General features: G+C 36.0%; 19 protein-coding genes. 13 read left to right on the top strand and 6 right to left on the bottom strand.

Going from position 1 to position 16307, the window contains the following annotated elements:
* Positions 1–21: 21 nt before the first annotated feature.
* Together CD31_RS18875 and CD31_RS18880 are read left to right on the top strand one after the other, a co-directional pair.
* On the top strand, positions 22–561 hold the full coding sequence (locus CD31_RS18875; protein WP_036080020.1) for a transcriptional regulator: 540 nt from the start codon (positions 22–24) through the stop codon (positions 559–561).
* Positions 562–593: 32 nt separating this feature from the next.
* Complete coding sequence (locus CD31_RS18880; protein WP_036080023.1) at positions 594–1454, top strand: YitT family protein; 861 nt, start codon at positions 594–596, stop codon at positions 1452–1454.
* 41 nt (positions 1455–1495) lie between these two features.
* Here CD31_RS18880 and CD31_RS18885 read toward each other — a convergent pair whose 3' ends face one another.
* Complete coding sequence (locus CD31_RS18885; RefSeq protein ID WP_036080026.1) at positions 1496–2662, bottom strand: YbfB/YjiJ family MFS transporter; 1167 nt, start codon at positions 2660–2662, stop codon at positions 1496–1498.
* A gap of 100 nt (positions 2663–2762) precedes the next feature.
* On the opposite strand from CD31_RS18885, the gene CD31_RS18890 reads away from it, so the two are divergent.
* Entirely contained in the window at positions 2763–3641 is an 879-nt protein-coding gene (locus CD31_RS18890; RefSeq protein ID WP_036080029.1) for a LysR family transcriptional regulator, read from the top strand.
* Positions 3642–3833: 192 nt separating this feature from the next.
* On the top strand, positions 3834–4139 hold the full coding sequence (locus CD31_RS18895; protein WP_036080032.1) for a hypothetical protein: 306 nt from the start codon (positions 3834–3836) through the stop codon (positions 4137–4139).
* Between the two features lie 4 nt (positions 4140–4143).
* Here the strand turns inward: CD31_RS18895 and CD31_RS18900 are convergent, their stop codons facing one another.
* Genes CD31_RS18900 through CD31_RS18915 form a run of 4 tightly spaced genes read right to left on the bottom strand, consistent with a single transcriptional unit; the run spans position 4144 to position 7553 of the window.
* On the bottom strand, positions 4144–5655 hold the full coding sequence (locus CD31_RS18900) for a HAMP domain-containing sensor histidine kinase (protein ID WP_036080035.1): 1512 nt from the start codon (positions 5653–5655) through the stop codon (positions 4144–4146).
* Positions 5639–6340, bottom strand: coding sequence for a response regulator transcription factor (locus CD31_RS18905; protein WP_016994848.1), 702 nt, complete (start codon positions 6338–6340; stop codon positions 5639–5641). The genes CD31_RS18900 and CD31_RS18905 overlap by 17 nt, the downstream gene beginning before the upstream one ends.
* A 53-nt stretch (positions 6341–6393) precedes the next feature.
* Positions 6394–6981, bottom strand: a complete 588-nt coding sequence (locus CD31_RS18910; protein WP_036080038.1) for a DedA family protein — start codon at positions 6979–6981, stop codon at positions 6394–6396.
* Entirely contained in the window at positions 6981–7553 is a 573-nt protein-coding gene (locus CD31_RS18915) for a class I SAM-dependent methyltransferase (protein WP_036080041.1), read from the bottom strand. Before CD31_RS18915 ends, CD31_RS18910 begins: the two co-directional genes overlap by 1 nt.
* 377 nt (positions 7554–7930) lie before the next feature.
* Between CD31_RS18915 and CD31_RS18920 the strand changes: the two genes are divergently transcribed.
* The 4 genes from CD31_RS18920 (at position 7931) to CD31_RS18935 (ending at position 11306) form a co-directional block, all read left to right on the top strand.
* Positions 7931–8830, top strand: a complete 900-nt coding sequence (locus CD31_RS18920; protein ID WP_036080043.1) for a hypothetical protein — start codon at positions 7931–7933, stop codon at positions 8828–8830.
* A 137-nt stretch (positions 8831–8967) separates the two neighbouring features.
* Positions 8968–9603: a TetR/AcrR family transcriptional regulator gene (locus CD31_RS18925; RefSeq protein ID WP_244905006.1), complete on the top strand. Its 636-nt coding sequence runs from the start codon at positions 8968–8970 to the stop codon at positions 9601–9603.
* Positions 9604–9618: 15 nt separating this feature from the next.
* The gene (locus CD31_RS18930; RefSeq protein ID WP_016993231.1) at positions 9619–10512 is read left to right on the top strand and encodes an ABC transporter ATP-binding protein; all 894 of its coding nucleotides are present in this window, start codon (positions 9619–9621) and stop codon (positions 10510–10512) included.
* Positions 10509–11306 (top strand): ABC transporter permease subunit, encoded by a 798-nt coding sequence (locus tag CD31_RS18935; protein ID WP_081977521.1) that lies wholly within the window; start codon positions 10509–10511, stop codon positions 11304–11306. Before CD31_RS18930 ends, CD31_RS18935 begins: the two co-directional genes overlap by 4 nt.
* A 39-nt stretch (positions 11307–11345) precedes the next feature.
* Here CD31_RS18935 and CD31_RS18940 read toward each other — a convergent pair whose 3' ends face one another.
* On the bottom strand, positions 11346–11942 hold the full coding sequence (locus tag CD31_RS18940; protein ID WP_036080048.1) for a TetR/AcrR family transcriptional regulator: 597 nt from the start codon (positions 11940–11942) through the stop codon (positions 11346–11348).
* A gap of 116 nt (positions 11943–12058) precedes the next feature.
* On the opposite strand from CD31_RS18940, the gene CD31_RS18945 reads away from it, so the two are divergent.
* The 5 genes from CD31_RS18945 (at position 12059) to CD31_RS18965 (ending at position 16300) form a co-directional block, all read left to right on the top strand.
* Complete coding sequence (locus tag CD31_RS18945) at positions 12059–12787, top strand: ABC transporter ATP-binding protein (protein WP_036080050.1); 729 nt, start codon at positions 12059–12061, stop codon at positions 12785–12787.
* Positions 12784–13803: an ABC transporter permease gene (locus tag CD31_RS18950; protein ID WP_036080053.1), complete on the top strand. Its 1020-nt coding sequence runs from the start codon at positions 12784–12786 to the stop codon at positions 13801–13803. Before CD31_RS18945 ends, CD31_RS18950 begins: the two co-directional genes overlap by 4 nt.
* A gap of 155 nt (positions 13804–13958) precedes the next feature.
* Positions 13959–14831: an ABC transporter ATP-binding protein gene (locus tag CD31_RS18955; protein ID WP_036080055.1), complete on the top strand. Its 873-nt coding sequence runs from the start codon at positions 13959–13961 to the stop codon at positions 14829–14831.
* Positions 14832–14849: 18 nt separating this feature from the next.
* Positions 14850–15548 (top strand): ABC transporter permease, encoded by a 699-nt coding sequence (locus tag CD31_RS18960; RefSeq protein WP_036080058.1) that lies wholly within the window; start codon positions 14850–14852, stop codon positions 15546–15548.
* A 32-nt stretch (positions 15549–15580) separates the two neighbouring features.
* Positions 15581–16300: a response regulator transcription factor gene (locus CD31_RS18965; protein ID WP_036080062.1), complete on the top strand. Its 720-nt coding sequence runs from the start codon at positions 15581–15583 to the stop codon at positions 16298–16300.
* Positions 16301–16307: the final 7 nt, after the last annotated feature.

The raw sequence follows: 16307 nt of genomic DNA on the forward strand, positions 1-16307 counted from the left end.
TTCTGGTAGGAGGATCGGTTTATGCGCAATAAAGCAGAGGTATTAATGCACCCTGTGAGAATGAAAATTTTACAAGCTCTGATGCACAATAAAGAAGAGGGTTTAAGCACATTAGAGATGATTTCTGTCATTAAGGATGTACCACAAGCCACTCTATATCGTCATATCCAAATTTTAGTCGATGAAAATATCATAAAAATTGTGAAAGAGCGAAAAGTTCGTTCTGTTACAGAGAAGTTTTATGCATTAAATGAAGGAGCAGCAAAACTTAGTAAGGAGGATTGGACTCAACTCACAACCAAGCAAAAATTAAATTATATTTCCTACTATCAATTGGCTTTACTATCTCAATATCAAAATTATTTGCATTCACTTGATGAAAAAGAAAGCACGACAGATTTAGCAACATTTTCTTTAATCGACCTAACATTAACGAACGATCAATTCAAGAATTTTGAAAATGAATTAAACGATTTATTTACTAAATACTATAATATGACCGACTCAAATAAAGGTTTTGAGACTAAAACAATTGCTCTAAATATTATTCCAAAACCTTAGGTACTATTGACGTAAAGAAATGGAGAAGATTTATGAAAAAAAGAAAGTCACTAGAAAATACACGAAAATTAATTATGATCATTATTGGCGCTGTTATTGCCGCTTACGGACTAGAGGCAGTACTAATTCCTAATGCTGTCATTGATGGCGGTGTAACGGGTCTTAGTATTATGGGAGCACACCTCTTTGGAATCCCGTTAGGCGTACTGCTCTTTGTATTAAACATTCCGTTCATTTATATCGGCTATAAGCAAGTTGGAAAAACGTTTGCCTTAATGAGTAGTGCTGGTATTGCAGCTTTATCGATCTCGACCGTTCTTTTACATGACGTCAAAACCATTTTAGGCCCAAATGATCCCCTCCTAATTGTTTTATCGGGTGGTATGCTGCTTGGTGTTGGGATTGGGATTGTCCTACGAAATGGTGGCGCTTTAGATGGCTCAGAGGTTTTAGCAGTATTATTATCACGTAAGATCCCATTTTCAGTCGGCGATATTATATTATTTATTAATGCCTTTATTTTCTTAGGGGCAAGCTTTATCTTTGGCTTAGAGAGTGCTCTTTACTCAGCGTTAACTTACTATATTGCCAAAAACGTTATTGATATTATCCAAGTTGGTTTAGAGAAATCAAAAGAAGTTCGTGTGGTTAGTGGAAAATCTGAGGAGATTGGAGACGCTATCCAAGCTCGCTTAGGACGTGGTGTTACCTATACACATGGACGTGGCGGTTTCTCCAATGAACCAACAGAAATCTTAAACTGTGTCATTAACCGTATGGAAGAAAATAAATTAGTTTCGATCATTAAGGACATCGACGAGGGCGCTTTTGTTGTCATTTCTGATGTGTCAGAAGTTCGTGGTGGTAACTTTAAGAAACGAGATATCCATTAATTTCAAAGTAAGTAAGGCGCACTATACCTTACTTACTTTTTTTAGTTGCTTCTATCATATTTTACGCCACCTATTAAACATAATCCTCCCAGCATTACGACGAAGGAAGCCCCGACTAAGGCATACTGATAGCTATTTGTATAATTTGCAAGTGTTCCCGCAATGGATGGACCAATCATTTGTCCGAGTGCATAGCCAGCCGTTAAATAGCCTATCATTTGATGACTATTCACTGGTGCAATTTCCCTTGCTAATGTTGTACAAACAGTCGTGATTCCCATAAAGGTTGCCCCAAAAATAAAGGCACTCGCATAAAGAGTCGCCGAATTTGTAGCTAGCGCAGGTAAAACAATGCCTATCGCTTGCAGTAGCATAGAGATGAGCAAAATTTTCACATAGCCATAACGCTGTGCTAGCTTAGACCATACGATACAGGAGGGAATTGCTGCAACACCCACAACAAACCATACAAAGGCGGCATCTCCATGAAAGCTTGTCGACTCCTGTGCAATCGATACTATAAATGTACCTGTGACAATATAGCCAAGCCCCTCTAAGCTATAAGCGATGATTAACCATTTCATCCAAGACCCAGGAAGCGTTTTCTGTGAAATAATTTTCTGGCTTTCTACTCGTTGTTTACTTTGTGGAATGGGTTTGATAAATAGCACTACCAAGACAAACATTACAATACAAAATAGAGCTAATACGACCCAAGTGCCATTCCAATGGAAAATTGCTTGGATTGGTGAAACAATCACCGCACTTAATGCAATCCCTATCCCCACCCCACTATAGAACAGCCCTGATAGATGCATATGACTACTGCTGGCTAATTGGTCTAATACAAGGCTTGTTATAACAACAAAAATAAAAGCACTCATAACACCTGAGATAAACCGTAATATGTACCAAATGATGATTGCATTTGTAAAGCCCATGAAGGCTGTTGTTAAAATGCTGACAACAAGTGTAATTTGCAAAAAGAGAATACGTTTATTCCCTATTGGTAAACGGCCTGCCACCCAGGCGCCAACCAAGTAGCCTAAGTAATTACTCGTTGCTAAGTAACCTGCTGTTGATCGGCTAAATTCAAGAGCTTCTTGCATATAAGGTAAAATAACCGTATACGAAAAACGGCCGATGCCCATAGCGATTACTAAAGCAAAAATGCCCCCGATTAAATATCGTACGGTTTGCTTGTGCATATTATCACTCCTTCAATTTCACTATATCGAATATCTAGGTATCATAAATAGACCCAATTCTTTATAATAAGTATCAATAAAATTGATAGCTGGAGGGCATATGAATATTAATGATTTAACGATTTTTCGAACAGTCGTCCAAACAGGTAGCTTTTCTAAAGCTGCCACAGCACTTAATTACACGCAATCCAACATCTCTATGAAAATACAAAGTCTTGAGGCACTCTACGAAACAACCTTTTTTTATCGTGGACATCGAGGGATACGGCTAACACCAAAAGGAGAACAATTTTATGAATTAGTCCTAAAAATGCTTCATCTCTATGAAAAGTCTTTTGAAGTCATGCAAGATACGGAGGAACAACGAGGCGTTTTACGAATTGGTTCGATGGAAACAACTGCTGCATTGCATTTACCAACTCTTTTAACAACATTTCATCAAGCACATGAACAGGTGGATATCACGATACTAACAGGCCCTTCTCTGCACAATATTGAACGGGTAGAAAACTATGAACTAGATGGTGCATTTGTTACAGGACCTGTTTATAAAGAAAATATAATGATGAAAGAGTTTGTCTGTGAAGAGCTTGTTATTCTCACTTCTAGCAAGCATAAATCTATTAAGCATCTACAGGATTTAGAGGGAAGCACCATGATTACATTCCGCCATGGCTGTTCCTATCGAGCCATCTTGGAACATTGGTTACATGAAGAAGGGGTTCGACCACAAAATCGCATGGAGCTTGGTACGCTTGACGGTATTATTGGCTGTGTTGCTGCTGGGTTAGGTATTACCTTGCTACCACGTGCCATTGCGGAAAAATATATGGCAACACAAGCATTAACATTGCACAAGATAAAGAACAAGCAAGCACATATTCCTACATGGTTTATTTATCGTAAGGATGAAGTACAATCTCCCATCCTAACGCATTTTTTAGAAGCCATAGAAGCTTATGACTATCCAACGGTTTGAGGGTTCTATCCGTCAGTTTTGAAATTCTATCCTTCAATTTTTGGAATCTATCCGTCAGTTTAATAAAACTATCCTTCCCCTAATAAAAAAGCTGTTCAGCAGATTCTCCACTGAACAGCTTTTTCTCTGTTTTCTTTTGACGACTGCATGCATTTCCATTAGGCTGTAATTAGACACTGAAGGGAGTTTTCTATGGATATTTTTATCGCCAGTAACCGCCAATTACCGATCCGCTACTATGTGCAGGAAGCAATTTGGATTCGACGTGGTGGCAGTATAAAGCTGCCAGATTTAACACTGCCATTTTTCGTTGAGGTAGAGATTAAAAACCAATATAATTTACATATCATTGCAGATTATATTATGGACTTTCAACGACAATACAAGCAGACAGAAATCCAATTATTAGTCCGAAACACAGCTACCCTAGCAACCCTACAAGATATGCTTTCACAACATGTACAAACACAACATGCCATTAGTATTGTTCCATTGTAGTCAGTTATGAAGCTGCTAATGGCAATGTGATAATAAAGTACAGTGTCTCGTTTTTGTATTTTGCGTGAATGGTTCCTCCGTGAAGCTCCACTATGCTTTTGGCTATCGCTAGTCCAAGCCCTGAACCCTCGGTTACATTTGTTCTCGATTGATCTTTTTTATAAAACCTCTCAAATAAACTAGCAAGCTCCACCGGTGTAAAGGCATCACTTTGATTCGCTACACAAATTCGCACATGGTTTGCTTGTCCTTCAAGGGAAACCATAATTTTTCCTTCAGCTGTACTATAATTGATCGCATTGATGAGTAGATTATCAAATACTCGTACAATCTTTTCCGAATCCAGTGCAGCAAAAATTCGTTTCTCTGGAAAATGTTTTATAAAAATACGTTGTTTCTCTTCTGCTAATGGTACTAATTCCTCCATTAGTTGTTCGAGCAGCTCATTTACACAAACTTGTTGTCGCATTAAAGTATTTTTATCATTCGTGAGCTTAGTATATTCAAATAAATCGTCTATTAAATTTTTTAATTGCTCGGATTTAGAGAAGGCTATTTTCAAGTATTCGTCATATTGCTCTTTCGTCTCATACTTCTCTTCTCTTAATAAACGCAAATAACCCATAATTGAGGTAAGAGGTGTTCTAAGGTCATGTGAAACATTTGTAATAAGCTCGTTTTTTTGTTGCTCAATTTTTCTCTCCATCTCGATACTTGTCATAATTTCTTCTGCCATTTGATTAACATTATCCGTTAGTAAAGCAATTTCATCCTGACCTTTTTTCTCAATACGAAAGGCTAAATTTCCTTTTGCGATTTCCATAACCCCCTCCGCTAATGCCTCAATTTGATTCATTTTCCGTTTTGTTATAGAGAAAAATGATACGATAAACAGCATAACCCCAATGAAAAAAGGTATGGGCCCTTCATTCGTACTTGTGATGGCTTCTCCTTGTGGAAGCCCACTAACAAAGAAATAATAATTTTTATCTTGTAAAGTTAGTGGCACTAATGTAGTAAATTCCTCCCGAGAAGTTTCGATTACATGATAGGCATTTTCAAAAGGTTGATTCATTGTAAAGCCCATGACATGTCTCATTTCTTCATGCAAATCGATTTGTTGCTCTTTTACCTGCTTTGTTTTATATAGGATCTTTCCTGCCTCATCTGTCACGACAATTTTTAATGCATTGTCCTCATTTTCTATTTTTTCATTTTCTTGATCAATCAATTCTCTCAATGCTTCAACACTATTTTCTTGGGTTGCCAATTCTGCTGTATCCTGTGCATGATAATACATCATCTTCATACTGCCACTATAATCCACAATCACTGTTTCATTGATACTCTCAAAAAATGGCACAACCGCACGTGCCACTAAAAAGCTGCCAAGCGCACATAATAAAAACGTTGTAAATAGTTGAATACGAATGCTCCGCTGAATATTATTTTTTATTTTCGCACCAATATGCTTTAGAAATCTTGGGAACTTTAAAAGCCTAAAGATCTTTTTCAACTTTATACCCTACTCCCCATACGGTTTTAATATATTGAGGATTTCTTGGATTTGTCTCAATTCGCTCTCGAATTTTTCGAATATGTACCATTACAGTATTTTCCGATTGAAATGCCCCCTCTTTCCAAACTTTTTCATAGATTTGCTCTGCACTCATGACGATGCCTGGATTACTAACAAGCAACTCCAATATAGCAAACTCTCTAGGTGTCAGCTTCACTCTTTCATTGTTAACAAAAACTTCATGTGTCGCTGTATTGATACGTAAATCACCCACTTCTTTCTCCTCATTATTAGTACTATTTATACCACTCATTTTCAAATAGCGACGAAGCTGTGATTTAATACGGGCAATTAGCTCTAACGGATTAAAGGGCTTTGTTACATAATCATCGGCACCTATCGTTAAACCAACAATCTTATCCATATCTTGAGATTTCGCAGTCAGCATAATAATTGGCATTTCTGCTATTTCTCTTACCTTCATACACATTTCAATGCCATCTACTTTAGGCATCATTAAATCCAATACAATTAAATGTACTTTATGCATCTTTACTAACTGTAAGCCCTCTTCTCCATCACATGCCTCTAACACATGAAAACCCTCATTTTTCAAATAAATGGAAATCAGATTTCTTATCTCTTTTTCATCATCTACAATTAAAATTGTTTCATTACTCATCTAATCCCACCATTAATCAAATATTTTCCATTCATAATGTTCCTCTATTTTATCTATTTTTTTATTTTCCGTATATAAAAATAATAAATACAGCTAATAGTGACGAGGAATAGCCCAAAGTAAATACCATATTTCGTTGCAATCATAGAAAAATATTCAATTTGACTGCCAAATAATAAACCTAGTGTAAAATAAATCAATGTCCAGACAAAGCCTGTTGTATAGGAAAATAAAGCATATGTTCTAAAAGGCATCTTATTCATTCCCACCAAGTAAGGGAGGATATGTCGAACAATTGGAATAAAGTAACTCAGGACTAATGCAAAGTGTCCATATTGATCTAACAATTCTTTTGACTTGGATAAGTACTTTGCCTTTTTCTTTTTCACAAGTTTATCGAGTACACGATGACCAAATAGTTTTCCAAGAATAAACCCTAGAGAAAGCCCTGAAACAACGCCTAAATAAGTAAGTAAGAAAGACTTCCATATGACCAATTTTCCTAGCGACGATAGAAAACCACCACTCATGACAATCATTTCATCTGGTAGCGGCATGCCTATGATTCCTAGCCATAAACTAAAAAACAAAGCAAAATAGCCATATTGTTCAATAAATAATAAAAGATCCTGTAGCTCCATTAGCTGACCCTCGTATCTCCTAGCCTACAGCTCAATACATAGGCTGGTGGCATATTGAGCCATACTTTCTCATGTGAAATATCCTGAAAATAGGTATGAAAAAATGACTTTTTCACAAGTGAATATTGGAAAGTAATGAATTTTCCATTGTCCAAACAATCCTTCACATTTCTTAAAACACAACATGATACTTCTGCCTTCAACGATGTAAATGGCAGTCCAGAAATAACATAATCTATTTTTTCGATATTCAAGTCCTTCAAATATTGCTTCAAATTTTCTGCTGAACCATGGATCACTACAACATTGGCTACATGAGCAAATTGCCTACGCAGTTTCTCACAAAAAATCGCATTATGTTCAATGAGAACAAGTAATGTAGCTGGCTTTTTTCTTTTCACAAGCTCCTTTGTAAAGGCCCCCATCCCAGGGCCAAGCTCTATAATGCATTGAGCCGTCTCAAAGCAAATAGGTTGCACCATTTTATGCGCTAATTTCTTAGAACTAGGTGATATGGCGCCTATTGTTTTTGGATGCTTTATAAATTCAGTAAGGAAGGTGATGAGCTGCATTTCGTTGTCTCCTCGCTTTGCTTTCATTATTGATGGTTTTAACTATAAAGAGACTTTCTTAAAGATTTGCAAGGAGAATTCTTAACTTTTTCTTAATAATTTACATTATTTAGCTAGTAGATCAACACGATCTCATATGGTGAAAAGCAAAATATTCTTTTATCTATAAAAAATAAATTGTAAAGGACGGTAATTCTTCTGTATTAACTTCCTCCTGAACATCAGTACAATTTCCCTTAAGATTCATAAAAGATTAAAAGGTACTTCGTTCTAATGACTATTTCCTACATAAAATAGGCATACAATTGCTGCCAATCGAATAGAAACCTATATAGGGAACATTTAGTCATGGGAAAAATAAAGTGGGGTGTGTAAGGATGCTTAAAGTAAATGATGCAAAAGAAATGGTACTTGAAATTGTGCAAGATGACCCATTGTTTGTGGCACTGCAACATACACCTTTAGAGGAAAACCTCTATAATGATGGGTATTTAGCAGAGATCGATGAATCGAAACACTATACAATTGCAGAAGTCGCGGGCTGGTTTGATATTACAGACGCCATGCTGCGCTACTATTTAAAACCGTTTGAACAGTATATTTTTGACAATGCTTCGCCCAATACAAATAGCAATATTCGTTTAAACCTACCTGCTATATTGAGATTGCGCATGATTTTATTATTGAAGGATGAGTATCGTGTAAGGGGGATTAAATTATTGCTAGGTATTGATGATAACGGTCAGTTGCTGAAACACCAAATTACCGCAACGACCATGGATTCTGAGGATTTATCACATAAAATCGATTTGCTTGGAAACGTCCTACAGCAGATGATTCAAACAGGTCTTTTTCAGATTTTGCCGAATGAAGAGCAAGGGACATTACAAGTTAACATTAATCAGGACTTTCTTGACAAAAACATTCAACGTCTTTCGACCGATTCTGTCCTTCAAGTGGAAGAAATTCAAAAAGAAACGTTGGAGCTAAAGCAGGAAAATGAGCATCTACAAAATCAAATTACCGAGCTGCAAGAAAATAGCGTGAAGGACATTGTCCAAAAGATTAGAGAGCGTCATATAGAAAATGAAATCGTCTCCACATTACGTACAGAAGCATTACAGCAATACTCCCAACAAAATAAAATCGGTTTTTTCACCAAATTTTTTAAGTCCGCACAAATTGAAATGGACAAAGAGCAATACGTTCTCAGCTATATTTCAAAGCATCTAGAAGAACGTCTAGAAATTGCATTGAACGATTATTATGATAAGTAAACTAGAGCAATGGAGAGCATGAGTGAGACTATTGGAAATGGTCACAATCATGTTCTTTTTTATTTTCCCAAATTACATTGACCACAGTAGTCAATTTCAATATAATGGCATAAAATATGACGAAAAGGAGTAAAAAATTGTACCAAGCTTTTATGAATTTAGCAGAAGATAAACGTCAAGCAATCATTAATGCTGCCTTAAAGGAATTTTCAATCAATCACTATGCTACCGCTTCAACAAATAGAATTGTGAGCAATGCCAGAATTTCAAAAGGCATTTTATATCACTATTTTGGTAGTAAAAAAAATTTGTATCTTTTCTTATATGACTATACAACTACTATATTTTCCGAGGCACTTAATCGCCAAATTGATTTAGCAGAGCCTGATATTTTTAAGCGTTATCAACAGATTATGAAAATTAAAGTTGATCTCATGAAGCAATATCATGCTCTGTTTGATTTTTTGAAAAAGACCTTTGCTGAAACAAGCTCTGAGGTACGAGATGAACTAAATCATTATAATGCCACTATTCAAAAAAATGCTTATGCAAAGGCGTTTGAAGGAATTGATATTAGTTTATTCCGAGAAAATTTGGATATAAAAAAGGCAATCGATACTATTCAATGGGTAACAGATGGCATCAGTCATCGTTATGAGGAAAGATTAAAAGCGCATGTAGATAATCAAGAGCTCTTTAACGAATTAATCGAGCAATGCATGGAAGAGGCTAGTGAATATTTTCTATTTTTGAAAACATTATTGTATCAATAAAATGGGGTGAGTGACATGTCCATGATTGAAGTAAACCATTTAACCAAAAAGTTTGGCGATTTTTATAGTATACAAAATGTTCATCTACAAATTCCAAAGGGAGAAGTGTTCGGTTTTTTAGGACCAAATGGGGCAGGAAAGTCCACAACCATTCGCCATTTAATGGGTTTTTTACAGCCAACTGAGGGCTCTTGCTTCATTAACGGTTTAAATTGTCGGGAAGCATCTGCAACCATTCAACAGTTTGTTGGCTATTTACCTGGAGAAATTGCGTTTATTGATAAAATGACCGGGAAGCAATTTATTCACTTTATTGCTCAGTTAAGAGGTATGAACGATTACACGCATGCTGAGAAATTAATGCATTTCTTTGAATTAGATGCTTCTAGGCTCATAAAGAAAATGTCGAAAGGTATGAAGCAGAAGGTTGGCTTAGTTTGTGCCTTCATGCATCATCCCGAAATTGTCATTTTAGATGAACCTACTAGTGGTTTAGACCCGCTCATGCAAACAAAATTTATTGAATTCATTTTAGCTGAAAAGGACAAAGGAACGACCATTTTCATGTCCTCCCATATGATTGAAGAAGTAGAGAAAACTTGTGATCGTGTAGCGATTATTAATGCAGGTAAAATCGTGGCGACTGAAACCATTACAGATTTAAAGAAACGTAAATCTAAAAAATACATGCTTGAGTTTCAAGATGAGCAAGAGCTCACTCGCTTCCTTGATGAGGAATATGTACTCGAACGAATCTCTTCTACCAAAGTTATGATTACTATAACTGGAGACCTTCAAGCATTTCTTCATACTCTATCTAACTATAAAATTATAGATTTAGACGTTATTTCCCAATCACTAGAAGATATTTTTATGCATTATTACGAAAATGGAGGTGCTCAATCATGAATTTTACCTTATTCAAGCATGAGCTATTTGCCTCTCTTAAACTATTTATCATTATTCTAGCTGTGCTAATGCTATATATTGTCAGTGTGATTTACATGTATAACCCAGAAATGACGGACACGCTAAAAAAATTAACGGAAACAATGCCTGAGATGATGGCAGCCTTTGGTATGACCAGCATTGGCGATACCTTGATAGAATTTCTCTCCACCTATTTATATGGATTTTTATTCATGATTCTACCTATGGTATTTTCTATCATGTTAGCCAATAAGCTCATCATGGGCTATATTGATAATGGTTCAATGGCATACTTAATCGCTACACCGAATACACGCTTTAAAATTGTCCTTACACAAGCACTATTTTTAATTATTAGTCTTTTTACATTACTTGCCGTTACTACGTTGGTCATGATTGTCTTTGCAGAAGTATTATTCCCTAATGAGCTGGACATAACGGCCCTACTGCTGTTAAATTTCGGGCTATTTTTATTGCACTTTGCCATTAGTGGATTCTGTTTTCTTATGTCTTGCAGCACGAAAGATTTAAGAACATCCTATGCCTATAGTGCTGGCATTCCCATTGCCTTTTATCTGATTGAGGCACTGAGCAATATGGGTGGTTCACTAGACAAATTACAATACATTACAATCTATTCATTGTTCGATTCCGTTCAATTAATCCAACAAAATAGCTCTTGCTGGTGGATGCTAGGTACACTTTTCTTCATTGGCTTGCTTTGCTATAGTCTAGCAATTCGTTTTTTTGTAAAACGAGATTTACATCTCTAATTTCTAGCCGCTACAGATCCAGTGCTGTAGCGGTTTTCATTAAATAGTACCTACTACATTTCCTAAAAAACGTATTAATCGAAAATGTAGAGCGACCATTTCTTCTACCGGTAAGTTCTCGTTCCCCTTGTCCAACCACTCCTGAATCACCCCTAAAATGGCAGATGCTATAAAGGCTTGTAAGTATTGTTGAAACTCTGGATCTTGTGCTTCCTTGCGTATAAGCGATAATCTGTCCAAAATATGACTCCCAAAGATCATTTTCACCTTTTGTGTAAAGCTAGGGCTCCCCTGCTCTCCTAATAACATACGAAAAGCTGGTGCATGCTCTTTTATACACGTTATTACCTTGATAAATGGCTGATAGAGTTGCCCCATTTTTAACGTTTGAAAAGCATCCAACGGCTGAACATGTTTGACATAGCGTTCTAACTCCATTAATAGCTCTTGCTGCAAATCCTCCATCACATCATATTTATCTGAATAATGTAAGTAAAACGTACCACGATTGATTTCAGCTACTAACGCTAAATTTTTTACAGTCACACGCTCAAAGCCTACCTCCTCTACTTGTTGGATAAAAGCATTTTTAATGGCTTGCTTCGTTTCAAAATTCATTTTCTCATGTACAGACACCTATTTCCCTCCATTTACTTAACACTTGCTGGCAAACTGTTGATTGTATTTGCTCACATGCTACCGTAAAATTTTTATCAAATCAACATTGTGTTCAGTGAAGGAGTGAGGACCATATGGGCAACCAGGCAATCTCTATTAAATCTCTCGAAAAACGATTTCAACATAAGCAAGTAATTGCCCCCCTATCTTTGGATGTTCCTAAGGGACAGTTAATGGGCTTACTCGGTCCGTCAGGCTGTGGTAAAACAACACTCATCAAAATGATTATGGGAATGCTGAAACCTGATAGTGGTACTATTCAAGTGTTAGATTTGACTGTTCCTCATAAGCAATTATTAAATGATATTGGCTATATGGCACAATCAGATGCACTTTATACAGATTTAACTGGGGAAGAAAATCTACATTTTTTTGCAAAGCTTTATTCATTATCCAAGGCGGAACGAATAGAAAGAGTAGCCTATGCGGCAAGACTCGTTCGTTTAACTGATGACTTACAACTTAAAGTGGAAAATTATTCAGGGGGAATGAAACGTCGCTTATCTCTTGCTATTGCCCTTATACAGAATCCTAAACTACTCATTTTGGATGAACCCACGGTGGGGATAGATCCTGTCTTAAAAAAGGAAATTTGGCAGGAACTTATTCGTTTAAAAGAGCAAGAACAAAAAACCATATTAGTGACGACGCATGCGATGGATGAAGCGGAAAGATGTGATCAATTGGCCATGCTGAGAAGTGGACATATTATTGCACAGGGTACCCCACAAGAGTTAAAAGAGCATTATCAAGCAAAAGACTTTGATGAAGTGTTTGTAAAAGCTGGAGGTGAGGTTCAATGAGAATAGGTGCTATCGTCACAAGAATCATCCAACAAATGAAAAGAGATAAACGGACTCTTGCTTTATTATTTTTAGCCCCACTTCTTGTCTTGTCCCTAATGTCTTTTATTTTCAATAGTAACGAGGCTTCTTCTGTTACACTTGTGATCTCTAATGCGCCCGCCCCATTGATCGACAAATTGAAAGAGACTGATTTTATAATTATCGAGGACAATGCTTTTTCTAAAAAACAGCTACATGATAAAGAGTATGATGGTTGGCTAGCAATAGAACAAAATGCTAGTAAGTTAACTTTATTAAATGATGATCCTTCCCTGGCAAAGACATTAGCAATGCAACTGGCACAAGTTTTACAACCTTCACAAGCTGCTATGGGCAGTTTTGAAACAGACTATGTTTATGGTGATGAAGATACAGCCATTTTCGATATTTTTAGTCCTATGCTAATTGGTTTCTTCGTGTTCTTCTTTGTCTTTTTAATTACGGGCATTGCCTTATTAAAGGAGCGTACTTCTGGAACATTGGAGCGTTTACTGGCGACACCGATTAAACGCTCAGAAATTGTAGCTGGCTATATGGTTGGCTATGGTTTATTTGCGTTCCTGCAAACAATTATTATCGTCCTGTTTGGTATTTATGTGCTCGATATTGTCCATGTAGGCTCCATCTGGCTTGTCCTACTTATTAATATGATGGTCGCTCTTGTATCGTTATCCTTAGGTGCGTTGCTATCTAGCTTTGCCGCTTCAGAATTTCAAATGATGCAATTTATTCCGCTTGTTATTGTTCCTCAAGTGTTCTTTTCGGGTATTTTCCCGCTCGATAGTATGGCGGAATGGCTTCAAAATATTGGGCGAATCATGCCTCTATACTATGCTGCGGACGCATTGAATGGTGTAATGTATAAAGGTTATTCACTTCCTGATATTATAGTGAATCTCAGCATTCTTGCTTGTTTCGCCATTGTTTTCATTACATTAAATATGATCAGTTTAAAAAAATATCGTTCTTTGTAATCAAACCTTAAAAGTTCTGCTATTTGAGAAGCAGAGCTTTTTTATGTAATTGAAATGACTAAAAACAGGAAATATAACCAATTTAATTGAAGTGAACGGTGGATTTTCATTATAATTATTTTGTGGTGAAGAATTAACCTAAAAGGTGTGTGAAGATGACAACTATTTTGGAAGTACAAAACATCTGTAAACAATATAATAGGAAAAAAATTTTAGAGAATGTATCGTTTTCAATTGCGTCCAATCAAATCATTGCTCTAGTGGGGAAAAATGGTTCTGGAAAAAGCACTTTACTCAAGATGATTTCATCATTCATGAAACCAGACAGTGGTTCTATTGTGAAGCATAAAACGTCTTTAAAAGTTGGCTATGTACCAGAAACAACTCCTTCTCATATTTTATTTACCCCTCAAGAATATCTTTATCACATGGGCTGTATACGAGGTATGGCTAAAAAGCAGCTTTTACAGAAGATAGAAGAATTACTTGAAATGTTTCAGCTAAAAGAGGAAAAAAATACAAGGATTATCCATTTCTCTAAAGGAATGAAGCAAAAGGTAATGATTATGCAGGCGATGCTAGAAGAAACTGATCTACTGATAATGGATGAACCATTGTCAGGACTTGATGCCAAGGCACAAAATGATTTCGAACAAATCTTAGCTAGAGTAAGAAGCAAAGGACTAAGTATCCTCTTAACCTGTCATGAAACCAAATTACTTGAAAACCTTGTAGACTCCGTTTTACTTATTCAAGAGAATACGGTCATTCAGATAAAAGAATTCGATAGTAGCCCAACTCATCGATTAATTTTTGAGATTGCTAGCCTATCATTACTCGATGAACTCATACCTTCTATGGATATTCAACAAAAACAACTTTTAGTGAATGGACATTATGAAATAGTGACGATTGTTCCAGCAAAGGATTCAGATCAAATTTTACTGAAATTATTACAACAAAATGCTTCAATTAAATATTTAGCTACTGTCCACCACAAAAAAGAACAATTCTCTTCTCATTTTTGAAAGGAGGAATCGAAAAAGATGAGCAGTTTATTGCGCTATCAATTGATAAATTATTTAAGAACCTATCACTACGTTCCACCTTTTACAATCTTCATTCTATGTCTTATCGTTAATTATACTTTTGTCCCTAATCCAATATTAGATAGCTATTCATTTACATCGCTTTTGCTCTTTTTTTTAATGGGCTGGTTTACTGTTACATTATTTCATGCTGAAGATGAAGGACAAAAAATGATTACTACCCTTCATACGAAAAAAACAATAGACTACAATTTAGGGATATTCATTATTTGTGGTCTACTCGCCTTTAGCCTAAGCTGTGTTTCTGTCATCTACCCAATTTTAATAGAGGCATTTTTTGAGAAGCCCAAACTATTACATATTTTACTAGGTTTCTTGTCTCATTTCAGTTTATCGTTACTTGCCATTGCACTCACTGCTTTATTTACTAGGGAACTCGTGAAAAATAGACGAAATACGTGGTGGGGTGTAATAGGCATCCTTATTATTTCTGTCGCTATCGCTACTTTAAAGGATTCTATTCTAACTGGACTACTTTGGTTACTTCCACCTCTTCATTTTTCATTAGAAATGATGAGTGTTGGCGATCAAATTGACGTTATACCCAACGTTTTTTACTGGCAATACGCATGGATTATAATTTATGCATTCCTTATCATTGTTTTGTTTTTTTTCCTAGTCAACCGAAGAAAATGATTGAGACATCTTACTGAGGAGAGATAGTATGTATGCGCAACAGGAACATCAAAGTACTAATTGTTGAAGACGAAAATGATATAGCTAATATTATAAAGGACTACTTAAGTGTTAATCAGTTCGATTCACATATTGTGCGAACAGGTCATGAGGCAATCCATTATTTGCAAGAATCTAAACCTGATTTCATTATCCTTGATCTTTCTCTACCAGATTGTGATGGCATTGAATTATGTCGTAAAATCCGTGAAAATAGCAATGTTGCCATTCTTATTTTAAGTGCTCGAGGAAGTGATACAGATAAAGTACTGGGATTAGGCTTTGGAGCAGATGATTATATGACAAAACCATTCTCTTTAAGTGAACTTGTCGCAAGAATAAACGCTCATTTACGAAGACAAGATAGATGGCTTCAGGATAATGGTGGTCATAGAGGCGTAGATGTAATTCATATAGATAATATGGTCATAAATAAACAGGAATATATTTTTTTACGCGATAGCAAGCCAATACCACTATCTGCCAAAGAGTTTGAACTACTATTTTTCCTAGCTAAAAATAGAAACCAAGTTTTCTCTAAAGGTCAGTTACTTGATGCCGTTTGGGGTTATGAGACCTATGGAGATGAAAATACAATTACGGTTTATATTAGAAGACTTCGTGAAAAAATTGAAGTCAACCCTTCTCATCCAGTTTATCTTCAAACGGTTTGGGGAGTTGGTTATAAATTCAGTACAACCAATCACTCATAGGAGAATC

It is taken from the genome of Lysinibacillus boronitolerans JCM 21713 = 10a = NBRC 103108, from assembly GCF_000772935.1.
GTDB lineage: Bacteria > Bacillota > Bacilli > Bacillales_A > Planococcaceae > Lysinibacillus > Lysinibacillus boronitolerans.